Origin of the sequence: Clostridium sp. 'deep sea', from assembly GCF_014931565.1 — a bacterium.
Taxonomy (GTDB): domain Bacteria; phylum Bacillota; class UBA994; order PWPR01; family PWPR01.
The window spans coordinates 1,570,963-1,596,384 of the sequence record NZ_CP063353.1; the positions used below are offsets into that span (position 1 = coordinate 1,570,963).

Here is a 25,422-nt window from a genome sequence, read left to right on the forward strand (position 1 = left end):
TTCTATATCAAATTGCTACCACATTAAATACAAGAAAGAAGAGGTACATAATACCTCTTCTTATGTTATTTTAATATATAGGGGTTTCCCAAACTTTTTTACCTTCGATATAAGTTGCTTCAATTGCAGTTGTGTGGGCAAATGGGTGTCCACCTAAAACAATAAAGTCAGCGTCCTTACCAACCTCTAAAGAACCTACTCTATCTTCAATTCCTAGCTGTTCTGCTGGGTTTATGGTCATCATTTTTAAGGTATCGTTTAAACTAATACCATACTTTGATGAAACCGCACCGTAAACTAAGAAATGACGGCAGTTCAAAAACGGATGATCGGTCATTAAACAAACCTTTACTCCGGCCTTATGCAAAATAGCTGGGTTAGCATCTGTAAAATTAGCTGTTTCAACTTTGCTTGCACCGCTTAGACCAGGTCCTACACAGGCTACAACCTTATGTTCAGCTAAATAGTCGGCAATTAAGTGACCATCTGTACAGTGCTCAATAGTATATTTAACACCTAATTCTTCACATAAACGCACTACTGTTACTATGTCATCATGACGATGGGCGTGAACTCTAAATGGAATTTCACCTTTCATTACCATAACGCCTGGTTCATAGTGCATGTTTTTATCAAAGGCTGTATCTTCGGCCTCTGCTTTATTCTTTTTAACCATATAGGCCTTTACTTCTTCGAAGTATTCACGAATTAAACCAGCAGTTCCCATACGAGTTGATGGAGCATGTTTTAAGCTTTGACCGTGAAAACGTTTAGGATTTTCTCCTAAAGCACCCTTTAATCCGGTAGGATTTTTTATAACCATATTATCTATAATGGTGCCTTCAGTTTTACAAGCAAAACCTAAACCACCAATAGGGTTACCAGAACCAGGTAATATTTGAACAGTTGTAATACCACCCTCTTGGGCACCTTTAAAGCTTATTTGACGTGGATTTGCAGCATCAAGGGCACTAACCTTAGGGTTAACAGCTGCAGGTTTTTCGTTTCCATCATAACCAGCAGGGCCTTCACCATCTCCCCATACACCTACGTGAGAGTGAATATCTATTAAACCTGGTAAAACTGTTTTACCATTTAAATCTACTACGTTAACATTGGCTGGGGCATTGACTGTTGTACCAATAGCGGCAATTTTACCACTATCATCAACTAACATTTGACCATTATCTATAACATCACCTGTTACGGGATATAATTTAGCGTTTTTAATTAATAACATTATAGTACCTCCCGTTCGTAAACTACTTTACCTTCTACTACGGTTAAATCTGCAAATGTTGTAAAGGCCAAAGGATGACCAGACCATACTACAAAGTCAGCGTCTTTACCAACCTCTAAAGAACCAACTTGGTCTTGTAAACCAATATGACGAGCTGAGTTAATAGTAATTGCTTTTAAAGCTAAGTCCTCACTCATACCTCTACTTACAGCAATACCAGCTGTTGTTCTTAAATGACGGCCAGATACTACACTGTGATCGGTGGTAAAACAAAATTTTACACCCTCACGAGCAAATAATATTGGAGTTCTAAAATCACGTTCTTTATTCTCAACTTTAGAGCCATAGTGCATGGTTGGTCCAACTGCACAATCTATATCATTATCTACAAAGAAATCTACAATTAAATAACCCTCTGTAACATGCTCTAACACATAACGTAGGTTAAACTCTTTACATACACGTACTGCTGTAACTATATCGTCAGCACGATGACAGTGTATTATTAAAGGAAGCTCTCGCTTCATAACTGGAATCATTGCCTCATAAGATTTATTAAACTTAGGGTTTTCGCCTGCCTCTTTTTTTCGTAAATATTGCTGTGCTTTAAGTAAAGCTTCACGCATAACAGCAGCATTACCCATACGGGTTGAAGGAGATTTATTTTTTCTGCCATAAGCACCTTTTGGATTTTCACCATAGGCAGATTTCATGCCAGTTTCTTTAATAACTGCTTCATCTACTATTGAAGTTTTCTTTAGCTTAACGGCTACCCCAATACCACCTAATAAATTTGCACTACCTGGTAATACTCCTGCAGTTGTTATACCAGCCTCACGAAACTCATTAAAATCATCTGCTAACATATTTATAGCATCTTTAGCATTACACCAAGGAGTAATAGGTGAGGTAGCTTCGTTTGCATCTCTACCTTCGGCACCTAAACCTTTTTCATTTATGCCTGCATGGCAATGAGCCTCTACAATACCTGGTGTAACTGTGCGTCCTGCTGCATCAATTATTTTTGCACCCTCTGGAACTTGAACATCAGCACCAAGTTTAGCTATTTTACCATCTTTTACTAAAAGTGTTCCTTTTTCTATAACACCATTAGTAACTGTATTAATACGTGCATTAATTACTGCTAACATAGTTTTCCCTCCTTAATTAGCGTACTTTTTATTACCTTACTAGTATTCCACAACTCAATAATAATACCTTCTTTCTATAATGAAAATAAATATTACACATTTTGCATTTATGCAATTATTATTTGTGATGTTACAAATTTAATGCCTTATAATTTAGGATTCTAGATATAACAAAAAATGAACGGCACAGAGGCCGTTCACTACAAGATTTTATTAATATATTACAATTATTTGCTTGCTTATTCGAAACGCAGGGCCTCTATAGGATCTAACTTGGCTGCTTTATTGGCAGGGTATGATCCAAAGAATAGGCCAATTAAGGCCGAAAATGCCCATGCTATTAGTATTGATGATACTGATATTACTCGCGGTATGCCAAATGCTCCTGCGATAACATAAGCTCCAGATAAACCTAGTATTGTTCCTATTATTCCACCACCCATTGTTAGCAGAATAGCTTCTAATATAAACTGAATAAGAATATCTCTTCTCCTGGCTCCTATTGCTTTTCTTATACCTATTTCACGGGTTCGCTCTGTTACCGAAACTAACATGATGTTCATTACCCCAATACCACCAACTAAGAGCGAGATGGCAGCTATGCCACTAACTAAAAGCGTAATATTATTCATTACCTTGTTTACCATAGATAATTGCTCTTCTGCACTGGAGCCACGATATTTATCTTCACCAGCATTTTTATGACGGCTCTCTAATAGTGAAATCATTTTATTCATTTCGGCACTTACATTAACATCGGATGCCATGTTTATGTTAACACTATTAACATATCTTGAGCTGCCTGTTACTTTATTAACAGTTGTATATGGCATATAGGCTGAGTAGTTTTCATTCATTCCTGAAAACATACTATCCTGAAACTCATAAATACCTATAATAGTTGCAGGTGTTTTTTTCTTACCTGTATCCAGAAATATTCTTTGACCCAAAGCAGTTTTAGAGTTCTCAAATAGTTCTTCAGCTAAGTCCTCTCCTATTACAATTACATCTCTCCTGTTTTGTAAATCGTTTTCATTTAAATAACGACCTAATAATATTTTTTTCTCTTCAATGGAGTTGTAATTATCATAAACGCCACTAATAGTTATATTAGCACTTTTCTTATTAACTGTTGAACTTGCTAACATATTTTTTGTTGGAGATATAGCTACAGTTGTTTCCGAAAAGTTTTTTTGCAATGCTTTAATGTCTTCTTCTGTTAGCCTATCTTTATTGGTTACATCTTCTGTTCGGCCGTTAAGGTAAATTATTACTCTATTTACACCAAAGTCTTCGAAGTTTCCTTCAATAGATTTTCGGCTACCTTGCCCCATACTAACTACTGTTATTACCGAAGAAATACCAATAATAATACCCAGCATAGTTAAAAATGAACGCATTTTATGGGCCCATATAGCTGAAAGAGATATTTTGAATCCCTCTAAGAATTTCATTTTGCCCACCTCCGCTCAGCTTCATTAATTTGTTTATTAGAGATAATCTCTCCATCACGCAAAGTTACCACTCTTTTAGTGTACTCTGCTACATCATCTTCATGGGTTACAATAATTATGGTAACACCCTCGTCATTTAGCTCACAAAACAGGTTCATTATTTCTTTGGTTGTAGCAGTATCGAGGTTACCTGTTGGCTCATCTGCTAAGATTACTGTTGGGTTGCTTACTAAAGCCCGAGCTATAGCAACACGCTGTTTTTGACCACCCGATAATTCATTAGGTCTATGATGGGTACGCTCTGCTAAACCCACCCTTGATAAAGCTGACATTGCCCGTTTTCTACGCTCTGCTTGAGGTACGTGGGAATAAACCAAAGGAAGCTCTACATTCTGTAAAGCAGTTACCCGTGGCAAAAGGTTGAAAGATTGAAATACAAAGCCTATTTTTTTATTTCTTATTTGGGCTAAATCATCCTCTTTTAGGTTGGCAACATTTGCTTCATCAATTTCATATATGCCATTTGTAGGTCTATCTAAACAACCAATAATGTTCATTAAGGTAGATTTGCCTGAACCAGATTGCCCCATTATCGCCACAAACTCACCTTGATCAACATTAAAGCTAACCTTTTTTAAGGCGTTAACTTGAATATCTCCCTGCCCATATATTTTGTCTATCTCTTGTAGTTTAAGCATAGAGACTACCTCCCACCTGACCTTTTTCCGCCACCTAGCATAAACCCTGCCTGCTTGTTTGTTGCTGCCCCTGCACCAGAAACAACTAGGTCACCTTCTTTTATTTCATCACTAATTATTTGTATATATAGGTCACTTTCAACTCCTGTTTCTACCTTTATTAGTTTAAACTCCTCACCATCTTTAAGCCTTACCATATTTTCACCTTTGGCACCCTTAATTACTGTATCTATTGGAACAGTTAAAGCTGCCTCTACAGAAGATACCACTATGTCAGCATTGGCTGTAAAGTTTGGCTTAAGCTCCTGGGTTTCATCTTTTATATCTATAAGTATATCTACTACTGTTTCATTTCCAGATTTAGTAGCAGCAGCCGCAATATTACTTACCTCACCTGTATACTGATTATTAAAGGCATCTCCAGAAATTATTACGGGCATACCCACCTGTAGTTTGTTTACATCATACTCACCCACTGTAGTGGTTATCTCTAACTCGTCTAAAACGGCTACTTCAAATAATGGACTTTTATTATTTACATAGCTTGTTTCAGCTATTTTAACGTTTGTTACTACACCTGTCATTGGACTTTTTATGGTTGCAGCAGCTAAATCTTTATAGAGATTATTTAAGTTGGATTCACTTTGCTGATACTGTAGGTATTTAATCTCTAGCGTAGTTGGCGTATTATCATCTACATTTATATCTAACTCTGCCTTAGCATCGTCATACTGCTCTTTGGCATTATCTAACTCATTCTTACTAATAGAATCAACTGCATACAAAGCCTTTTTTTCTTCGTAGGTATCTTTACTGTCTTTAAGGTTGTCTTCGGCGTTTTGTTTAGCTTGTTGGTAGTTATTTTTATCAATTTTATAGCTAATTTCTTTTTGCTTAATTTGCTCTTTAAGGTCTGCTACTTCTAAATAGGCTATTTCTTGACCTTTAACAACAGAGTCACCAGCCTTTACAAGGATTTGAGCTACTACACCACTGGTTTCTGCTAAAATTGTGGCAGATTTTTTGGGCTTTATGGCTCCACTAGCGTAAATAGTACTTTGCAGGTCTCTAATAGTTACTGGTACTGTACTTAGCGCTTGCGCTTGCTGATTATTTGTGTTGGCTTTTGCTGATTTACTTTTGTAAATACTGCTTACCCCAATAACCGCTATTATTGCTACAACAACAATTATAATAATAGTTTTCTTAGTTAGTTTTTTCATAAATATGCTCCCTACTTACTCTCGTAAATGTATTTAATATTAAAGCTTTCATAGCTTTTATTAAGATTTGCTATATTAGATTGAAGCTGATACTGAATATTTTTTAGTGACAAATTTGCCTGTAAATATTCATTTTTACTTACAGCACCCTTATTGTATTTAAGTTGAACAGCTTTAAAATTGCTTTGCTCTATTTTTAACTGTAGCTCTAATAGCTTGTTGTTTTCTAGTAAACTTAAAACACTATTGCCATCAACAGTAATACTCTTATAGAGATTTTTCTTGGCTTTTACAAGGGCATTATCTGCTTTCTCTTTTTCTGTAGCTACATCTAGGTATTCGTCTTTAGATGTTTTAAATTCTTCACCTGCATACTGTAGCTTCATTTTTGCAAACTCTGTTTCTTTTTGCAATTTATAAATGTTTTCGTTTACTATTAAGGCTTTTTCATATAGTGAATCGGTATTAAAACTCCATAGTTTTGGCACCTTAAGCTCAAGATTATCTGCAATATTTAAATTATTATTAAGCTCTTTACCCAAAAATTCGTTTAAATTATATTGGGCTTTTTTATAGTTATTGTTTGCCTCAAATACCTTAAGCTGTTTAGCAGCAACATTATGTTTTTGACTTGTAAACTGGTTTGCAGATATATTGCCGTTTTGTAGTTTTATTTTAGCTGATTCATAATTATTATTGGCAATTTTTAGTTCAAGATTTGCTTTATCTATAGCTATTGTTGCTAAATGAAGTTGCCAATAGGCATACTCTGTATCTACTAAACGCTGGGTTATCCGTTGATTTTCATTTCTTGTTGCTAATTCTATATTCATTTGAGATTGCAACGGACTGATATATTTTTTCACCTTACTGTTTAATTGGGTTTCTGCTGTACCAGCTAAAACATTAGTATCTTCAGCATCTTCTAAGGCTTGATCTTTAGCTTCTACTAACTCTGTAATATCTTTTTGAGCAAGTATAGCATCTATATCTGAAGACTGAGATTCTTGTCTAGCTTGAGTTATTGTTAAAATGTTTTCGATAGCCTGAACTGAAAACGTTGTTACAATAACTAAAGTGGTAATTAAGGCTATTACCTTTATAACTTTACTCATTAGTGACCCCTTCCTTGTGATGTACTTATTTGAGCTGTTTGAGCAATATTAATGTTTAAACCAGCATTACTAATACAATTAAATTTGTAAACTTGAGTATTATAATCATAAATAGCTTTTAAGTATGTTATATGAGCATCGTTATAATTTAATTGAGCCTCTAAAACCTGATTTTCTGTTGCTTTACCCTGTTTAAACTGTTCTTTTAGCTTTAAGTAGTCACTGTTTAAATCGTTACGGTTATTAATAAGCGTTTGAATTCTAAAATTACTATATTGTAAGTCTAAATAAGCATTTCGTATTTCTTTTTCGACCTGTATTTTCTTTTTTTGAAGTTCGTAATATAAACGATCATTATCTTTATTTAATTGATCATAGCTTTTTTGTTGAGTTTCACTTAAATCACTGTAATTAAGGTATTTATCATAGGTATCTATAGTTAACTTATTAGTGGCAATTTGGTCTTGTAATAACACTATATCTAACCTATTTTTTAAAGCCTGTTTGATATATGGCTCTACGAAATTATGTTCTAGCTTTTCTTCACTCTCCCATATATTTATTTCATATATTTTTGCAAAGTCAGTACCAATAAGCAAAGCAAGCGCTTGTTCACTTTGCTCTTGTTTTCTTTTAGCATCATTTAAATTGTTTTGATTTTGTACTAAGTTAAGCTTTGCTTTTTCTAAGTCCTGTAAACTAATTTTATGTTGTTTATAAAGTAGCTCGTTCTTGGCATAATTTGCCTCACTAATACTGGCTGTATTTTGTAATAAATCAGCCCTAACTCTGCTCTGCCAATAGTTTAAATAGCTATTTCTTAGCTCTATATATAGGCTACTTTTTTGTGTTTCTGTGGATAGCTGTTGCTGTTTATACAAAACCTCAGCTTTTGTTAAAGCAACACTTCTTTGCATAACTGTGCCAAATTTCATTTCATTGGTAATCTCTATAGCCAGTTTATTTAGCATATCTACGGTATTGCTCCACGAAGAACTTGCATCTTTTACATCTTTTTGAGATTGTTGATATGATCTTAATGCATCATTAAGACTTAGTTGTTTTTCTCTTAAGTCAGTATTATTATTCTCAAATGTTTTAAGCATTTTACTATAGCTTATTTCACCATTAGCACTAGAAACATTTAGCTGAGGTGATAATATTATTAAGCCAATAGCTAAGATTATGATGAGTATTTTAGGCTTAAATGTCATATACATCCTCCTTGATTTTTATATGTAATTTCACTCTTTCTTAACTGTTTTATTGTAGCCTTTGTTTTAGGCAAAAATGTGGCATTTACTATAATATAATGTGAATATGATGTTATATTTTAAGTTGTTTTTAAATTATTATAAACTAAAAAGAGACCACTTTAAATATGATCTCTTATCGTGGGATATTATTATTAAATATCTAGCTCTTGCATTACTTCGTTAATGCTCATTTCATGTAAAGCTATACTTAATTTTCTCCCTAATAATCTTTCGGCCTTTTTAACTAAATAAGTAACAGATATTATATTATGCACACTATGAGCCATTATTGAAGCTACTAAACCATAAGACAAATAGGTAAATGCTAAAATGAGTCCAATAATTCCTGTAATAATATTAACTGGATACTGATTATGGGCTAAGCCAAACAAGATTGAGGTAATTAGTAGGGGTAATAAGCCTGGTAAAACGTGATTTAGTAAACTAATACCTATAAATCTAAACAATACTTCTTCTGCTACTGGTGCTATAATGGCTACTAACAATACTGTTTTTAAGGGTGATCTTTTCCATAATATTAGTATACCTTTTAGGGACCTATCTTCTCCTTTTGATTTAATAAATTTACCAAAGTGAGAGGTAATGATTCCTGTTGCACTACCAATTAATAAACCCATAAACAAATTAAATATATTAAAGTTAATACTACTCCACTGCATAAATTCATCTCCTATATATCTCTAATGATGTAAAACCCCAGTATTATTACTATTCTGCTGCTGAAAATAACTCTAGTTCTTATTTTTTTAGTATAGGCTTATTATAAGAAAACAATGTTATTTATTATTATAGCCTTGTCAACTATTATTAGCTATATATATCTTAATAATATCTGTATTACAAACAATAATAAATAATATACTTTAAATATAAATGACAATTTTAGAGGAGGTTGTTGATTATTAAAAAATCACTATTAATGGTTTTAATATTAGTTATGGTAGTTACAATAATAAGCTTTGTAACGAATCCCAGTAAGATCAGTTCACTTTATGGTTAGCAGATAAAATTGAAAAACGAATTGCCAGTGAAAATCCTAGTGAGCTTGAATCCAAAATAAGTAACTACTTAACTAACTACCTAGGCAAAAACCTCTTAGACATGGCCACCACCCATTATGATTACAAATTATTTAGCATATATAAGCTTAAAATGCTGAATGAAGAATTAACTTTTGTAGGGTTATTTAATGTTTTTATTAAAATTAAATAGGCTATAAAAGACACATTACACCAAAATGCTTAAAGCATTTAGGCGTTTTTTTTTATAAGCAATATTTAAAATTAATAATGTAAAGCTAACTTGACATTAGTTAATCTTGTATGTTATTCTAGCAATGTAAAGCTTGCTTTACATTACGCTTAAGAGGTGGAGCCTAAATGAATATTATTTGTAAAGATATAAGTAAAGTTATTAAAAACAAAAAGATAATTAAAAATATTAGTTTTAATGTTAATGAGGGTGAAATTTTTGGTTTAGTTGGACCTAATGGGGCCGGCAAAACTACCTTAATTAGACTAATACTAAATCTCTACAATTTATCTAATGGAGATATATGGGTAAATGGTATTAGTGTTAGTTCTAAAAGCTTTTTAAAACTCAAAAGTGATATATCTGTATTACTTGATTCGCTATGTTTATATAAAGATTTAACAGCTTGGGAGAATATTGAGTTTTTTGATAGGATTTATTATAACAATTCAACTATGCATGATAGAAAAAAACGAATACAAGAATCCTTAAAAAAGGTAGGATTATTAGATAATAAAAACGATAAAATTATATTTTTTTCTAAGGGCATGCGCCAAAGATTAGCTTTAGCAAGAGCATTTAATGCCAATGCTAAACTCTTAATTTTAGATGAGCCGACTATAGGCTTAGATGTAGATGGTCAATTAATGATTAGAGAACAGCTATTGCAGTTACAAAAAAGGAAAACGACTATCATAATTAGTTCACACAACTTAAATGAGCTACAAAAAATTTGCAAGCGTTATGCTTTTATTAAAGATGGTAAGCTTAAGGCATCTGGTACACTAACAGAAATTAATAACAGTATTTTACTAGATACAAACAATACCGACCTTGAGACTATTTATAAAGGCATTATGGATATATCAGATAATGGCCAATAATCCGTTTCTCTGGAAGGAGTTAAAGACGCTAAAAAACAATCTGCTATATACGATTATGATTGTAGCTATTTCAATAGCTTTGGCTGTAAAGGTAGATTTGAATATTAATTATATAACCTATTATCTATGTGCTTATATTTTTCTTTCAGGCATAAGCTTTAGCTTTATTAAGATATTAAAAACTAATATACAGGCTATGTTAACTCTTCCCTGTTCTATAACTAAAATTATAAAATTAAAAGCAGCTGCCTATTTATTAATTAAGCTCGTCACAATAATAGTTATTACCATTTTAATTGTGTTATTTTATTGCTCAAAATTTAGTTTTACAGTAGAGTTGGTTATTAATCTTCTACAATATCTTTTATTTTTAATATCTTTATGGAACTGGGGTTTGTTAATAGCTACCTTAACCCTGTTAAATGGAAAAAACAGCATAATAATTGAGCTGTGTAAATGTATTTTTTTCTTGGCAATATTCAAATTTTCAAATACATCTTATGTTTATGGGGGCTACAGTCTACTAACACTGGCTACAATTCTATTAAATAAAATAGCTTTTAAAAAATTAAATAATGAAAGCTTACTAATGAAAGGATTATTATCATGAAGGCAATATTATGGAAAAAGTATCTTAATATTAAAAAAAATAAGGTAAAAACACTTCTGTTTTTACTAATGCCTATTGTCTACTTTATACTAAATACTATTAAAGAAATAAACATTAACACTACCATTGCTTATTTTCCTTTTATATGCACCTTGCTTAGCAATTTATGTAATTGGAGTTTAGAAGACTTAGTATATACTGAGGTAATACTAACAAGTAAAATCAACATTAAAAGCATTTGGAAAGCAAATCACTTATTTATAGCTATAGCTGGCTATTGTTATTCGTTAACTGTCTTGTTTATAGCTGTAATAACAAGCTCTATACTATATAATAATGTTCATGGCATATCTGTTTTGGCTGTGCTAATGTGTTTCTTTTTTGTTTTAGCTGATATTGCAATTTTAGCTAACTCAACAGTGCATTATTCGGATTTCTCTAAGCTTAAGCAAATATACTCAAGTATATTTGGTATTGCATCTATTGCTTTACCCACTTTGTTTTTATTTAAAACTCAATATTTTGCAGTAAACCCTTTGTATTTTTCAGGTATTGTTGGAGGCTCAATAATTTTATTGTATGTTGCTAACTTAATTGTTAACACAACTAATAATGAGTCATTAATCATAAACATGCAAAAATTACAAATAGGGTATATTAACAGCGTTATTTTAGAATAGAGGTAATAATATGAATAGAATCTTAATGGGTATTATTTGGAGTTTTCTTGGTTTAGCAATAATGATTGCTATCATGTTAATTAAGTATAGTCCAAAAAATGGACTCAGCAAAAAAGCTATAAAAAAAACTTTTATTAAAATGATAATGATATGGTTAATGATATCTGCATTTTTTTTATTAGCTAAAAAATGGTAACTTTTAGTTAGGAGAATTATATTGATTAATAAAATAAAAGAATATCGAGAAATTAATAATATAACTCAACAGGGTTTAGCAGAATCTGTAGGTGTTTCAAGGCAAACTATTAGCTCACTAGAGAGTGGTAGGTATAACCCTTCTGCTATTTTGGCCTATAAAGTTGCTCAGGTTTTTAATGTAAGTATAGAGGAAGTATTTTTATTTGAGGAGGAGTTACACAATGTATAAAAAGCTTAAAAAAGAGATTATTAACAACATATTATTCGTTGTTTTAGGCTTAGCTTTTATAGGTTATGGTTATTTTATGGCTAAGGATAATCCTTACCTTATATCTATGGGAATAATGTTTGCTGTTATAGGTAGTATACAATGCCTAATTTACTATTTTAATAAAAATAATAAAAAAATTGCAAAGAATTTAAGCCTTGAAAATGAAGAAAGAAATGTTTTTATTAGAAACGAAAGCACACGTAAAGCGTTTTGGATTATGTTCTTTTTTGTGCTAATTACTAGTAATTTAAACTACTTTAATAAGCTTAATGTTAATACCTATGGAGTGGTAATAATATGTGTAATGTCTGTTTTATACTTTGTTTTGTTAAGTATTAATTGTAAAAAGTATTAGTAGGCTTCTCTAACTACTGGGTGGACTCGCCTGCGGCAGGTGGATAGTTGGTAAATCAACTACGGTTGGGGCTTACGCGGGTTTAAACCAGCTCTTTAAATAAAGCAGCTTTGATCTTATAGTACATTTTATTAGCAAACATGAATACAACTGCAAAAACAACTTGAAGTGCCATGATTTTAAAGACCAAGTTACCATAGTAGGTGGTAAGCTGGTCTTCGCCTTTTTATTGATTATTCGAGGTATTACTTAGGCGAACACGAGGTTCGCCCCTACTACCCCTTTTAACTCAATTAACTTAATTGGTGGTTTAAAATGTAATAAGATATTTTTTGAATACTAAGTTACTCACCGTACTCATAAACCCACCCCGTAACCCAGGGTTACCCACACCGAAGTTGCGTTAGCTACTTGCCAAACCATGGATGCAAAGCAAATCCACCACGTACCTAAAGCATACCTACTCTATTAACAATTCTGTTAAAGACCTCCCATATTATCCAACTAGGTAAGGATTTTAATAAGCTCAATTGCCAACGCTCTGGTTCACTTATTATTCCTTTTTCATGTAGGTTTTCTAAGGCTTTTTTGCCTAAAGAAAGTCTCCAGTCATCTGCTTTTTTTAATAGCCTCATAGGATCAACAGAGTTATTAAATTGACTATTAGTAGAGTGCCAAAAATGCTTATCATTATAATGACCAATTCGTATTTCAAAGTATAAAAACGGAGGTGATATACAACTCACTACCCCAGTTGTAGCTACTGAATCACCCTGTTTAACGTTAAAACCTATATCAACATCAATAGAGTTTAAATTAGCATAAATACTACAAAATTCATTGTGTTGTATAATTAAATATTTTCCATATGCTGTTTCATTACTAAGTTCCACAACTGTTCCATCTGCAACTGCGAATACTTCTGAAAAAAGTGCACAATTAAATTTTATGCCATCACATTTATTATTATTGCTTTGTAGTTCACCGTATTTACTAATTATATGGCGTGATTTACTAGGATATATTATAGATTCCATTATTTATTGCTAATGCAAATACACCTCCGCAAAATTAAAGATTATTATAAAGTAGGCACTAATTTTCTTTTATTCATAACATACTTAAAGAATTTTATTAGCTTTAAGGTTTGTCTTGTAATATACACTATGCGTAGGGTTGTTCTAAAATACATTAATTAGTTAGTAAAATGAGATATAAAAGCAATTTATTTTAACTAGCTTACTGTAACTCTAATTTTTTAATACTTAAACGATAAAATATGTTTTTGTGTGGATTATATACATTTTTTAGTATCTTAATTAATACACTAGGTACAAGATAGTTAACTGGAGATACTTTTATGTCTAAAAAATTTATTTTAGTTTACTTACCGTTTCTATTAATGCTTATTTTAGTAATTATGGCTTACAAACCAATATTTATTAGTTTAAATAATGTGCCTATTGAGTTTACTATAAATCCTATTTTAGTAAATGATACTATTATTGTTTCACTACCAGAAATTGCGAATATACTTAATGCAAAAACATTAATAAATAACAGCAAACAATCAATATTAATTTTCAATAACTATAATTACATTATGTTTTATCCTCAAGCTAAAAAGTATATTGTTGATGGCTTAGAGTATAACCTTAAAATTGATTTGCCAATTATAAAAAACACCTACATGGTACCCTTAAACCCTGTTTTAAAATGCTTTGGTGCTACTATAGAAAGAGAAAATTATAGAAAAAAGCTAGTTATTAATATTAGCTACTAAAGCTTTTTATTAAATGAGAAATACAAGATTTTTTTTGATCTTCATAGTCTATAAATTTTTGCAAATTTAATCTGTAAATATCTAAGCCTGTTTTGAGATATTGAGTGGTATATGAAATAAACTCAAATGGTATGTTTAAAATATTAAGTAATAAAATAATATCACTATTACTATAACCCGATCTTTTAACGTAGCTTGCTAAACAATTACCAATAAGTTCTGTATTCCATTTTAAACTTTTAATAAATTTTATTAAATCATATATAACTGTGTTATATTGAAAACTTTCTAAATCAATAATATAAATACCAGAGTCACTTTTAATAAAATTACGCAAACCACTATCTCCATGGCATAACTGTTTTACCTTTTGGCAGTATATTAAATGCTCATTTAAAGTAGGCAATATCATATTACCTTTAATTGCTTGCTCTTTATAATAACTATAGTGATTTAAAAAAATATTACTAACTTCGCTTTGATGAGTCTTAACCTGATTATTTAATGTTTCAAATTCCTGACTAAATCCTTTTATTTTTTTTGGCAATCTATCATACTTTATTTTACTGTCAAGAATATTTATAGTTAAGTTTTGCATATGTTTATGCATTAATGCTAAGCTATTGATAGCTTGTAAAACATTTTCGCCTTCGCTTGAAGAAATATTGCTTCCATCAATAAAGTCATATAGATAATAGTAATTTGTTTCATATAAAAAATATCTTTGATTGTTGATGTTTATAAGAATATTAACTGTGCTAAGTTTACTTTGCATAATAAAGTTTATAGCATTATTGTATTGAATTTCAACTAAATCTGTATTCCATTTTTTTAGTACTTTTAGGCCCTTATTGGTTATTAGCTTAATAACTCTATTGGGTTTTAATACTTTAAAATCCAATACAGTTAAATCATATAAATGTTCTACTATACTCATATTGTTTATAAACAAGTTTATCCATCCTTTTTAATTAACCATTATCATATTATTGTATTAGCTAATAGCCTATAATGTTAGTTAAGTTATTAATAAACTTGAGTATAGTTATGTAATAGCTATCAGTAATAGAAAAACGTGTTTAACTATAGTAGAACTAAAAATTATTATACCTATCATATTTAACATTAACCTCACAAAGCCAAAAAGGCTGTTTTACCTTTTGGTAAAACAGCCTTATATTATACTATTATTTTTATGCTATTTATAATGTTTATTGCGCTTTAGCAATGTCTAATTCTATTTCACCACTAATAATTTTTTCTAAAACATCAACAGATTCATACTCTAAATCTTTTGCGTATTGTAAAAACTCATCACGCTTTTCTTCTTTACCAGCATAGTGATAAACAATACATAAATTAGAAGCAATAACAGCATTCTTTTTATCACTTAACTCCCAAGCTTTTTCACCATGTTCTATGGCGCTTTCAAACTCACCAATATAAAGTTCAGCAAAAACTAAACTTTGTAAAGCTGGTGCATTATCTTCATTGATTTCTAAAGATTTATTATAATACTCTATAGCTTTATCGTAATCACCTTGACTACGATAAAGTACACCAAGACCAACATAAGAATTGTCGTCTTTATCATTTAATGAAAGAGCCTTTTCAAAGTTCTCAGTAGCTTTTTCATACTCATCTAACTCATAGTTTATCCAACCTAAAAGCCTAAATCCTAAATAATCTTCAGAATATTTTTCAACATACTCAGTTGCCAAATTAAATGCTTCTTGGTATTTTCCTTCATCATATAAATCACTGATCTCTATAACTTTCTTAGTATTTGATTTGCTTGAACAGCCAACTAATAAACTCAAAGTTACTAGTAAAACAACTACAATTTTTACAAACTTTTTCATAGTTTAGTTTCCCCTTTTTTTCTTAAGTTGCAATAAAATTTTAACATTTAAAAAGAATCTGAGCAATTTATTAACAGTAGTATATGTTGTAACTAATTATAAGATAATAACATTATTATATACTCAAAGCATATAAACATGTAACACCTATTAACAAGAACTTAATATATATTATTGATCTAACATTTCTAAAAAAGTATTAATTCTCTGTTGTTCTTTAATTAAAGCTTGTTTCCAAATTTGCAGCTGTTGTTTACCTTGCTCGGTTATCATATAAACCCTTTGCTCAGGCCCATTACTAGATTCACGCCAAGTTGATGAAACAAAATTTAACTGCTCAAGGTTTCTTAAATTACGATAGAGTGAACTAATATCTACCTTCTCTTTAAGGTTATGTTTAATAATATCTTGCTGTAAAGTATAACCATATTGTTCTCCCTTACTAAGTAACAGTAAAATCGAGGCACGTAAAAAGCCTTTTATTTGGCATCTGCATTTTTCTTTTTTATTTGAACATGTATTTGTTTCACACATAATAACTCTCCTTCACTTCTCTATATGCATAATGCATATACTAGCTATAATGATAATAAAAATAGCTATTGTTTGTCAAATAATTATTACCAGTTATAATAACTTACTTGGGCAAATATTTTATTATTTTCACTATATGCACCTTGACAATAGTAAAGATGCTGTTATACTCATAGTATATGCATAGTGCATATAGCTAAATTAGATTTTTACCCCTTTTTACTTTAGCTTAAAAGAGGTAATTAGTTGTTTATAAATTAAGCTTAAATACAGGTAATTTTAATTATTTGTTTTGAAAGGAGTTAAACTACATGAAAAAAAGTAAAAACAAAGCCAGTTTTAAAACAGTAATAAAACTTTTTGCTCTATTTAAAGGGCATAGCAAAGCGCTATTTTTAGGTTTGTTTTTATTATTTACTACTACCTTATTTACTTTATTGCCACCAGTATTAATTAAACAGGCAGTAGACACTATAAAAACATCACAGGCAGACACCTTATTTTATACCTTTTTATTAATTATTGTAGCTACTATTGTAAAAGGCTTTTTTTACTATGGTCAACGCATTTTAATGGAAAACACTGGTCAAAAAATTGTGCATAACTTAAGGTCTCAAACTTTAGCCCACATAAACAGCTTAAGCTTTTCATTTTTTGATAAAACTGAAACAGGTGATTTAGTAAGCAGGGCTACCTCAGATGTAGATATGTTAGCCAAGTTTTATAGCTTTAGCTTGGTTAATATTATTAATAATATTCTTACCTTTATAGGAATACTGGCAGTTTTGCTTTATTGGCAGCCGCTACTTTCTTTATCCTTTATTGCATTATTACCATTTATTTTTCATGCCATGAAAAAGTATGCCTTAGGTGTTCGTCCTGTATTGGGGCAAATACGTAAAGGATTTGGTGGTTTAACTACCTCTGTTCAGCAGACTTTTTCGGGCATTGAAACTATTAAAATATTGGGTGCCGAAGAATACGAGAGTAAAAAGTTTGCTAAAAGCTCTGCTCAGCTGTTAAAACGCAATATAAAAGCAGGTAAAATTGCCTCTACTTGGTTTCCTTATGTTCATTTTTTAATGGCATTAGGTACAGCTTTTACACTGCTTTGGGGTGGTTATTTAACCATAACTAACTCAATTTCTGAAGGTATGTTGTTTGGTTTTTTAACCTACCTAGGCATGTTATTAAGACCTATCCGACAAACTGGTATGTTAATGGGTATGACCTTAAGCTCTGCCGCAGCTGCTGAGCGTGTTTTTGAAATTCTAAATCATAAAACAGAAGATTTACATAGTGGTCAGTTTCCAAAACAATTAAAAGGTAAAATTGAGCTTAAAAATATTAGCTTTGCTTACGATAACAGCCAACAAATATTAAACAACCTTAACTTAACTATAAAAGCTAAAGAAACGCTGGCCTTAGTAGGGCCTTCGGGAGCGGGTAAGTCTACAATTGCCTCCTTAATTCCGGGTTTTTATACTGCTAGTGAAGGCGAAGTAGTGATAGACAATATTTCACTAAACAATATTAATTTAAACAAGTTAAGAAAATCTATTGGCTACATGCACCAGCAACCATTTATGTTTGATGGAACAATTTATGATAACCTCACCTTTGGCAAACCCCATGCTACCAAACAAGAGGTTAAACAAGCCGCTCAAAAAGCCATGTTACATGACTTTATTGAGTCTTTACCTAATAAATATCAAACTCAAATTGGCGAAAAAGGGGTTTTATTATCTGGAGGTCAAAAACAGCGTTTAGCAATGGCTAGGGTACTAATAACAGACCCCAAGATTTTAATACTAGATGAGCCAACATCTAATTTAGATAAAGAAACAGAAGAAAAGCTGAATAGAGCTCTAGTTGAGGTATTTAAAGATAGAACGGTCATAATTATTGCCCATAGACTATGGACCATTAAAACTGCCTCTAACATTGCTTTTATTAAAAATGGTGAGCTAGTAGCTAGTGGTAGTCATGAACAGTTAATCGCAAACTCTACTGAGTATCAGCAGTTTTTACAGAGTCAGGTAAGTAATGATAGGAGTGAAGCATAATGAGAGGAGGAATGGGCCACAGATTTGGCAGTAACGGGGAAAAATTTAATTTACGCAAATTAAATAAACAGGCTTTAGCTATTCTAAAAAACAACTTAAAAGGGCAAGGCAAAAGTCTATTTGTGGCAATTACCTTAACCCTAATTATTTCTGCTTCACATACTATACTGCCCTTGTTAACTAAAACAGCAATTGATGACCATATAGTGGCAAAGCACTTTAACGGTTTAGTATTAGTTGTGATTGCTTATGTTGCAGTAGCTTTAATACAATGGCTTACTTCTTCTTGGCAAATGTATTTAGCTAGAAAAATTGCCTATAACGTGATAACCTCATTACGAAATAAAATTTACAGTCATCTTATAAAACTAGATATCAATTTTCATAATAACAACAAGGTTGGAGATATTAGCTCGGTAATTATGAATGATGTAGAGACCCTTTACAACCTTATATCACAGGGTTTTGTTTACTTTATAAGTGACTTAATAACCATAGTAGCTATTGCTGTAAGCCTGTACTTGTTAAACGGAAAATTAGCTATTATTTTGCTTATAAGCATGCCAATTATTATATTTTGCACCAATCTTATTGGCAAGTTATTACGTAAAGCTCAACAGCAAGTGCGTAAAAATATTGCTAAATTAACAACAGGCATAGAACAAAACATATCGGGAGTAAGGGCTGTAAAGACATTTGCTCAAGAAACAACTCAAAACAAAAAGGTCGAAGAATTAAGTCAACAGGCACGTAAAGCTAATATTAAGTCTACCGCTATCTCGGCTTTGTTGTTTCCAATAATGGACTTAGCAGGAGCTATTGGTTTGGCCTTAGTTATTTGGCAAGGTGGTTTATTATATGCCCAAAATGCTATCTCTTTAGGTGTTTTAATGGCGGCAATAAGTTATAGCCGTAGAATCTATGGTCCGTTAATGGATTTAAGCCAAATATATACCACCTACCAAACAGCCGCCGCTTCACTTGATAGGGTTTATTCATTCATTAAAAATAAACCCAACATAAAGTATTTAAAACACGATGTGGAGTTAAAGGATTCAACTATTGAGTTAAATAAGGTAAGCTTTGCTTATGAAGAAAATCAAGAACATATACTAGAAAACCTAGATTTTACAATAGCGAGTGGTGCAAAAATAGGCATTATTGGACCATCTGGGGTAGGCAAAAGTACTATTATTAAGCTAATATCTCGCCAATATGACCCCTTACAGGGTGTGATAAGAATTGGTAATATACCGCTAAAAAATGTACCTAAAACTAAGTTGCGTAATATGGTGCAGGTTATACCTCAAGACACTTATTTATTTCCGGTTTCGGTATGGGAGAATATTGCCTATGGACTACCCCATACTTCTAAACAAGATGTAGAAAAAATTATTAACGACTTGCAGTTAAATGAGTTTTTTGACAGGCTAGATAATGGCATAGACAGCCTTGTTGGGGAGAATGGCAAAACTTTATCTGGTGGGCAAAGACAGGCAATTGCTATTACGAGAGCCATGGTAAGGAATCCTAAGATATTAATTTTAGATGAGGCGGCCTCTAATTTAGACCCTCAAATCGAGCAATTAATATATAGTAACACTAAAAAGCTATGGCAAGATAAAACTATTATTATAGTAACCCACCGTACCACATCTTTAAAATTAGTAGATAAGGTATATGAAATAAATGAAAAGAAGCTAGTGGAGATTAACAAAGAGCAGGTTAAATTGGCGGGTTGGTAGTTGAAAAACAATAGTTTACACGAACGAAGTGAGTACACCACATAATTTATACGTTTTATGGAATGAAATGAAGTAAAATCGTTACCTTTAGAAATTTAATAAAAATTCAATTATACACCACACGAAGTAATATGATTTTATGAAGCGTAAAGTAATAAAATCATTTCCTTATAAAATAAGGTGAAACCAGTAAATGATAAAAGCGAGTACACTACGGGGCTGTATATACAGCCCCTTGAATATCTTATTGACTAATGCCTATTAATTCATCTACATAATTATCTCCGTAAATTCTTTTTACTAAACCAATATCTTTTGCATAATAACTCACTGATTTAAAATCTCCTAAGCTATAGGTAATCTCTATTGTTTTATACTTGCCTAATGGGGTTTCTATTTTTACATTTACGTCTGTTATTTCGTATTCTCCCCCATTGTCAGTACTCCATTTTGTGCCTTTTTTTATAGGGGTTTTAATAATTACATTGTTCGCATTGGGCTGAAAGTTAGAGATATAGTCTTCTTCAAAATGGCCAACTATCTCTTTATTGTAGACTTGAACTACCTCTTCATCACTTAATTCATAAATAAACACTACGTCAACTGCACAATCTTCTTGTTTAACTTGAACCTTATTTTCTTTAAACAAATCATAATTACGACTAAAACCTTCGTTTTCAAAACCACCACTAAACTCTTTAACCATTGGCTCTTTAGGGAAATAGTCTTGGGCTGTTAAGTGCTTTTTATTAAGATTATTAAACATACATAAACCAGCTATTATAAACAAAATGAAACAAACAGTGAAAATTTTATTTTTCATTAAACTCCCCCCCCCTTATATATGTATATTGAAGGTAAAGTCTTTATACCTGTAACTATTAAAAAACTAATTTAAGCTACTATAACAACTCCCACAATGAATAAAAAGATTATTTAAACCGCAAAGAACGCAAAGAACACAAAGAAAAGATAAAGATAAAAAAAATATAACCCATCATAACAACTATCACAACGTAGGGGTTGGTTTCCATGCCAACCCTTGTTTCTTTTTAGGAATTTAATTTAATGCTATCTTTTAATATCCCTAACAAACTCATCTAAATCTTTATCTATTTCATTGTTATTAATCTGTTTTTGACCAAATTTTGCATATGCTACCATTGAGTCCTTAGGGGTAGGAAACTGGTTTATGTTATTAGAGCTGTTGGCACAGGTTATTACCCATGCTACTTTAGGCAGGGTATACTTATCACAAAGTGCTACTAGAGCAGGGGCAATATTGCCCGCCCACATGGGAGAGCATAAAACAACTAAATCATACTGTTCTGGGTTATGTTTTAGGGGCTCTATATTTGTGCTTTTATGTTTAGCAGCAGTATAACCACCTTTAATAAAACCAAAAATACCTTTATAATTTGCTTTATCAATAATCTCTTCGCAATCTGCACCTAGTTTTTCTGCTAATTTTTTGGCTACTATTTTTGTTTTACCAGATCTACTATAATAAGCCACCAAAATTTTATTATTTAAAGACATCTATCTTTACCTCCATAAGTATTACTAATAAAAGACGTTTATAATAATTTAATTACACACATGCTCTAAAAATCCTCTATAAATTAAATATTGCCTAAAAGAAGGTATTAAAACCCTATAATTGTGGTATAATTGTTTTTGAGCAAAGGAGGTTTTGCCAATGACAGAAGACAAAAATACTTGCCATGACGAATGCTGCGAAGAAGAAATGGATGTTATTACAATTACTTTAGAAGATGATTCAGAAGTTGATTGTTATGTAATTATGACATTTGAGCTAGATGGCAAAGATTATATTGCGTTGTTACCAGAAGATGCTGACGAAATTCTTTTGTATAACTTTAAAGAATTAGAAGATGGCGATCTTGAATTAGATAATATTGATGACGACGCTGAATTCGAAAAAGCCGCTGAAGCATTTCACGCTTTATACGAAGAAGAAGAAGGATGCGACTGCGACGACGAAAACTGCGAGTCAGATAACTGTGAATGTGGTAACCACAAATAATTACTTAGAATATTAATCATGAATGACCTTATTATCAAGTGTTTTACAGTTGACGATAAGGTTGTTTGGGTTTATAATGTATATCTGCATGCATCCGTAGCTCAGCTGGATAGAGTAACGGACTTCGAATCCGGGGGTCGCAGGTTCGAATCCTGCCGGGTGCGCCATTAAAAAAGTTGCCTTTTTGGCAACTTTTTTTTGATTTGTAGTTTTAATGGATAGCTATCTAATAACACACACGGGATGCATAAAATGCATCCCTTACATAGGTATAATCGTTACGGTTGTTTATGCGTTATTCGGTTGTTTATCATTTTGGTAACTAGACTATCACCAAATACATACGCCAAACCTCAGGTGGGGTCTGGCCTCAACATGACTGCAACTACATATCTCTTTAGGTAACACATGGCTGAAAGCACAAGCTAAATTACTTGTAAGAGGCCTGACCCCTAAATAGAATTTATATGTTGATTTTAAGAAATTGTCAGTGAATGTTGTTGTAGTTGTTATGGTTAGTTACGTAATACCACATTAATTTATGCATTAATTTTCTTTAATTCCCACTCATAAAACCAGATTTCTTTATGGTCTTTAGTTCTACATTTAATTTGTTCTCTACCTATTTCTAAAACAAACATGTAATCTTTTGATAACCTATGCATAACTTTATCTTTAGTATTAAACATTTTTATACCTCCTAAGCAATATTCTATTAATTAGAAACTTCATTATATAAAAAAACACCCTAATTAGAGCATTTGGGCTTCTTCTTCAGTTATCCAGTTTATTAATATGGCTTTTTGTTTCATTGCTGTTGTTAGCTTACCTTTGTCACTTAGGCGTTTTAATATTTTGTACATTATTGACATATTACTGCCCTCCTTGTAGAACAGCTAATGTTAGCTCTTCAATTTCAGATTCTAAAGCTGTAATACGTTGTTGTTCGGGTGACTCATAGCCATTATCATTGTTTGAAAGGGTTTTAATAAAAGAATCATTCTTATACATATCACCAATACCAAACCCCGACGCTAGCTCTTTAATAGTTGCTTCTGGAAACAACCCTTGTGCAATCTCTAAAGTCTCAACTAATATTGTGTTTTTGACTACTTCGTTTTGAATTATTGCTACTATCATTTTCTTTCTCCTATCCGTAAATTATAATAATTCCATCTGCTCCATTACCGCCTTTACCACCACTACCAACCTCACTACTGCCCCTAGCTCCACCACCTCCTCCGCCTCCTCCTCCGCCGTTGCCTGGAATGAGAGGGGTAGAACCATTACCACCATTTGCTGTATCGGGTGCTCCATACCTACCTCCACCTTCGCCACCAGTACTACCGTCAGCACCTTTACCACCCATGGCACAACCGTTATTTAGCGTACATGAACCTGCACCTCCGCCACCTCCTCCGCCACAACCATAATTAACTCCAGGCTCATATGGGTTTTTATAAAAGTATCTCGCTTTCTCATATGAAGCGTAGTCAGTTATCAAGAAACTTGCTGTTTTACCATCTTCACCACGTTGCCCTATATAACTGTTATTTTGTTGACCATTTCGTCCACCTCTGCCGCCAAGAACCCATTCTGCTTCTCCTGTTGTAAAATTATTAAATGATGAGTTTCCTCCCGAGTTCCCATCTTTCCCACCTTCGCCAGAATAACTCGATGAAGGTAAACCTCCTAACCCACCTGTACCACCAGCACCCACTACACATATGTAATTATGACCTGAAACCACAGGAAGCTTGGATATAAATAAAGATTTGCCTGCACTACCGCCTACACCACCTTCTCCACCAAAACCGAAAGAACTTGAATTAGAATAACCGCCTCCTGATCCGCCCCTGCCTCCTTTGCCACCACCAACAAGAAACACATCTATCTCAGTAATATCGGCAGGGCAAATCCACGTTCCACTTGTTGTAAATCTTGCAATCTCTTTTTTAGGCTGTAGCGACTTCAAAAGCCTTGTATTCTCTTGAATTTGCAGATAACTAAATAATGATATGTCAGACATTCTATTTACTCCTTCTGTATTACTTCATTAGTGATACCAGTTATATTTCCACTTTCATCTTTAACAAGCGACGTAGTTCTCTTATAATCGCTTATTTCTGTTTCTATCTTATTTACAGCTCCTTCACTGTCTCTTATTACACGAAGTGTTTTAGTAACTGTATCACCGTTCTTAACTTTAACTTTGGTTATTAACCCTTCATCATCCTTTACAATTTCTACTGACCTTGTATCTATATTAAAAGTATCTGAATATACTTTATTTATATCACTGTTTGATTCTCCAAGCTTTAGGGCACCTATCTGGTCTGTTGAAATTCCATGTGGATTACCAAAGTCTGTGGCATGAGCTAAAGGGGTAGCCCCTACTTGATTAGCAGTAACCCTATGTGGATTATTAGAATCCGATGCATGAGCTATAGGTGTCGCACCTATCTGCTCTATAGTAACACTATGAGGATTACTCTTATTTACTAAATGTTCATCAATCTCTGAACTATCAAAATTACTAAGCTCCGCCAACTTCTGCTTTTGCTCATTTGTAAAGTCATTACTAGACAAACCCTTACCAACTTCTTTATCTACCTTATTAAACAGCTCCGTATCTACAATATCCATATTATTATTAATAACTGCTATATCAGCTATACTATTATCATCTGGTATTTCTAAGTTATAATTTGTTGTTTTTGGCAATTAAATCTCACCCTCTCTTATATCTTTCTATATTTTTATTTTGATTTGTCCCCAAGTTCTATACTTAAAGGTATATATTATACATCAGTCTAAAAACGCGTTGTTAATGCGTTATCTTAGTTTCCTGCCCAAAAACATATATCAAACCTCACGGTGGGGTCTGGCCTCAATATGACTGCCACTACACATCTCTTTAATTAACAGATTGCTGAAATTACAAGCTAAATTACTTGTAAGAGGCCTGACCCCTAAAT

At 32.2% G+C, this 25,422-nt stretch carries 28 protein-coding genes and 1 tRNA gene; 11 read left to right on the top strand and 18 right to left on the bottom strand.

Annotated elements, in window-relative coordinates:
• Positions 1–70: 70 nt before the first annotated feature.
• The 8 genes from IMX26_RS07360 to IMX26_RS07395 form a co-directional block, all read right to left on the bottom strand.
• The gene (locus tag IMX26_RS07360) at positions 71–1,240 is read right to left on the bottom strand and encodes an amidohydrolase (RefSeq protein WP_195161024.1); all 1,170 of its coding nucleotides are present in this window, start codon (positions 1,238–1,240) and stop codon (positions 71–73) included.
• Positions 1,240–2,391 carry an amidohydrolase gene (locus IMX26_RS07365; protein ID WP_195161025.1) on the bottom strand — a complete coding sequence of 384 codons (1,152 nt, stop codon included), beginning with the start codon at positions 2,389–2,391 and terminating at the stop codon, positions 1,240–1,242. The genes IMX26_RS07360 and IMX26_RS07365 overlap by 1 nt, the downstream gene beginning before the upstream one ends.
• 239 nt (positions 2,392–2,630) lie before the next feature.
• A complete protein-coding gene (locus IMX26_RS07370) occupies positions 2,631–3,845 on the bottom strand; it encodes an ABC transporter permease (RefSeq protein WP_195161026.1) in 1,215 nt (404 codons plus the stop codon).
• Positions 3,842–4,543: an ABC transporter ATP-binding protein gene (locus tag IMX26_RS07375; protein WP_195161027.1), complete on the bottom strand. Its 702-nt coding sequence runs from the start codon at positions 4,541–4,543 to the stop codon at positions 3,842–3,844. The genes IMX26_RS07370 and IMX26_RS07375 overlap by 4 nt, the downstream gene beginning before the upstream one ends.
• 5 nt (positions 4,544–4,548) lie before the next feature.
• On the bottom strand, positions 4,549–5,766 hold the full coding sequence (locus IMX26_RS07380; RefSeq protein ID WP_195161028.1) for an efflux RND transporter periplasmic adaptor subunit: 1,218 nt from the start codon (positions 5,764–5,766) through the stop codon (positions 4,549–4,551).
• Between the two features lie 11 nt (positions 5,767–5,777).
• Positions 5,778–6,881, bottom strand: a complete 1,104-nt coding sequence (locus IMX26_RS07385) for a hypothetical protein (protein WP_195161029.1) — start codon at positions 6,879–6,881, stop codon at positions 5,778–5,780.
• A complete protein-coding gene (locus IMX26_RS07390) occupies positions 6,881–8,095 on the bottom strand; it encodes a TolC family protein (protein WP_195161030.1) in 1,215 nt (404 codons plus the stop codon). Before IMX26_RS07390 ends, IMX26_RS07385 begins: the two co-directional genes overlap by 1 nt.
• Before the next feature lie 194 nt (positions 8,096–8,289).
• The gene (locus tag IMX26_RS07395; protein ID WP_195161031.1) at positions 8,290–8,817 is read right to left on the bottom strand and encodes a CPBP family intramembrane glutamic endopeptidase; all 528 of its coding nucleotides are present in this window, start codon (positions 8,815–8,817) and stop codon (positions 8,290–8,292) included.
• Positions 8,818–9,537: 720 nt separating this feature from the next.
• Between IMX26_RS07395 and IMX26_RS07400 the strand changes: the two genes are divergently transcribed.
• From IMX26_RS07400 to IMX26_RS07425, 6 genes are read left to right on the top strand one after another with little or no spacing between them, the layout of a single operon-like run.
• Entirely contained in the window at positions 9,538–10,293 is a 756-nt protein-coding gene (locus tag IMX26_RS07400; protein ID WP_195161032.1) for an ABC transporter ATP-binding protein, read from the top strand.
• Between the two features lie 55 nt (positions 10,294–10,348).
• A complete protein-coding gene (locus tag IMX26_RS07405; protein WP_195161033.1) occupies positions 10,349–10,903 on the top strand; it encodes a hypothetical protein in 555 nt (184 codons plus the stop codon).
• Positions 10,900–11,583, top strand: a complete 684-nt coding sequence (locus IMX26_RS07410; RefSeq protein WP_195161034.1) for a hypothetical protein — start codon at positions 10,900–10,902, stop codon at positions 11,581–11,583. Before IMX26_RS07405 ends, IMX26_RS07410 begins: the two co-directional genes overlap by 4 nt.
• Positions 11,584–11,593: 10 nt before the next feature.
• Complete coding sequence (locus IMX26_RS07415) at positions 11,594–11,779, top strand: hypothetical protein (protein ID WP_195161035.1); 186 nt, start codon at positions 11,594–11,596, stop codon at positions 11,777–11,779.
• Between the two features lie 21 nt (positions 11,780–11,800).
• Positions 11,801–12,010, top strand: a complete 210-nt coding sequence (locus tag IMX26_RS07420) for a helix-turn-helix transcriptional regulator (protein WP_195161036.1) — start codon at positions 11,801–11,803, stop codon at positions 12,008–12,010.
• Positions 12,003–12,407, top strand: a complete 405-nt coding sequence (locus IMX26_RS07425; RefSeq protein WP_195161037.1) for a hypothetical protein — start codon at positions 12,003–12,005, stop codon at positions 12,405–12,407. The genes IMX26_RS07420 and IMX26_RS07425 overlap by 8 nt, the downstream gene beginning before the upstream one ends.
• A 449-nt stretch (positions 12,408–12,856) precedes the next feature.
• Here IMX26_RS07425 and IMX26_RS07430 read toward each other — a convergent pair whose 3' ends face one another.
• On the bottom strand, positions 12,857–13,444 hold the full coding sequence (locus IMX26_RS07430) for a M23 family metallopeptidase (protein WP_195161038.1): 588 nt from the start codon (positions 13,442–13,444) through the stop codon (positions 12,857–12,859).
• 323 nt (positions 13,445–13,767) lie between these two features.
• Here IMX26_RS07430 and IMX26_RS07435 point away from each other — a divergent pair, with 323 nt between their 5' ends.
• Complete coding sequence (locus IMX26_RS07435; protein WP_195161039.1) at positions 13,768–14,190, top strand: stalk domain-containing protein; 423 nt, start codon at positions 13,768–13,770, stop codon at positions 14,188–14,190.
• Here the strand turns inward: IMX26_RS07435 and IMX26_RS07440 are convergent.
• The 3 genes from IMX26_RS07440 to IMX26_RS07450 all read right to left on the bottom strand — a co-directional run bounded on the left by IMX26_RS07440 (position 14,180) and on the right by IMX26_RS07450 (position 16,586).
• Positions 14,180–15,127: a phosphotransferase gene (locus IMX26_RS07440; RefSeq protein WP_195161040.1), complete on the bottom strand. Its 948-nt coding sequence runs from the start codon at positions 15,125–15,127 to the stop codon at positions 14,180–14,182. The two genes, IMX26_RS07435 and IMX26_RS07440, sit on opposite strands and share 11 nt — an antisense overlap.
• 274 nt (positions 15,128–15,401) lie before the next feature.
• Positions 15,402–16,052, bottom strand: coding sequence for a tetratricopeptide repeat protein (locus tag IMX26_RS07445; protein WP_195161041.1), 651 nt, complete (start codon positions 16,050–16,052; stop codon positions 15,402–15,404).
• Positions 16,053–16,223: 171 nt separating this feature from the next.
• Entirely contained in the window at positions 16,224–16,586 is a 363-nt protein-coding gene (locus IMX26_RS07450) for a PadR family transcriptional regulator (protein ID WP_195161042.1), read from the bottom strand.
• Between the two features lie 311 nt (positions 16,587–16,897).
• Here IMX26_RS07450 and IMX26_RS07455 point away from each other — a divergent pair, with 311 nt between their 5' ends.
• Complete coding sequence (locus IMX26_RS07455; protein ID WP_195161043.1) at positions 16,898–18,652, top strand: ABC transporter ATP-binding protein; 1,755 nt, start codon at positions 16,898–16,900, stop codon at positions 18,650–18,652.
• Complete coding sequence (locus IMX26_RS07460) at positions 18,652–20,397, top strand: ABC transporter ATP-binding protein (RefSeq protein ID WP_195161044.1); 1,746 nt, start codon at positions 18,652–18,654, stop codon at positions 20,395–20,397. The genes IMX26_RS07455 and IMX26_RS07460 overlap by 1 nt, the downstream gene beginning before the upstream one ends.
• Positions 20,398–20,641: 244 nt before the next feature.
• Here the strand turns inward: IMX26_RS07460 and IMX26_RS07465 are convergent, their stop codons facing one another.
• The gene (locus tag IMX26_RS07465) at positions 20,642–21,220 is read right to left on the bottom strand and encodes a hypothetical protein (protein WP_195161045.1); all 579 of its coding nucleotides are present in this window, start codon (positions 21,218–21,220) and stop codon (positions 20,642–20,644) included.
• A gap of 248 nt (positions 21,221–21,468) precedes the next feature.
• The gene (locus tag IMX26_RS07470; RefSeq protein ID WP_195161046.1) at positions 21,469–21,936 is read right to left on the bottom strand and encodes a flavodoxin; all 468 of its coding nucleotides are present in this window, start codon (positions 21,934–21,936) and stop codon (positions 21,469–21,471) included.
• A gap of 160 nt (positions 21,937–22,096) precedes the next feature.
• Here IMX26_RS07470 and IMX26_RS07475 point away from each other — a divergent pair, with 160 nt between their 5' ends.
• Together IMX26_RS07475 and IMX26_RS07480 are read left to right on the top strand one after the other, a co-directional pair.
• Positions 22,097–22,444, top strand: a complete 348-nt coding sequence (locus IMX26_RS07475) for a DUF1292 domain-containing protein (protein ID WP_195161047.1) — start codon at positions 22,097–22,099, stop codon at positions 22,442–22,444.
• Between the two features lie 90 nt (positions 22,445–22,534).
• A tRNA-Arg gene (locus IMX26_RS07480) sits at positions 22,535–22,611 on the top strand.
• Positions 22,612–22,983: 372 nt separating this feature from the next.
• Here the strand turns inward: IMX26_RS07480 and IMX26_RS07485 are convergent.
• The 4 genes from IMX26_RS07485 to IMX26_RS07500 form a co-directional block, all read right to left on the bottom strand.
• A complete protein-coding gene (locus IMX26_RS07485) occupies positions 22,984–23,133 on the bottom strand; it encodes a hypothetical protein (protein ID WP_195161048.1) in 150 nt (49 codons plus the stop codon).
• 184 nt (positions 23,134–23,317) lie between these two features.
• On the bottom strand, positions 23,318–23,584 hold the full coding sequence (locus tag IMX26_RS07490; RefSeq protein WP_195161049.1) for a hypothetical protein: 267 nt from the start codon (positions 23,582–23,584) through the stop codon (positions 23,318–23,320).
• A gap of 10 nt (positions 23,585–23,594) precedes the next feature.
• Positions 23,595–24,473 (bottom strand): hypothetical protein, encoded by an 879-nt coding sequence (locus tag IMX26_RS07495; RefSeq protein ID WP_195161050.1) that lies wholly within the window; start codon positions 24,471–24,473, stop codon positions 23,595–23,597.
• 5 nt (positions 24,474–24,478) lie between these two features.
• Positions 24,479–25,168 (bottom strand): hypothetical protein, encoded by a 690-nt coding sequence (locus IMX26_RS07500; RefSeq protein ID WP_195161051.1) that lies wholly within the window; start codon positions 25,166–25,168, stop codon positions 24,479–24,481.
• Between the last annotated feature and the right edge of the window lie 254 nt (positions 25,169–25,422).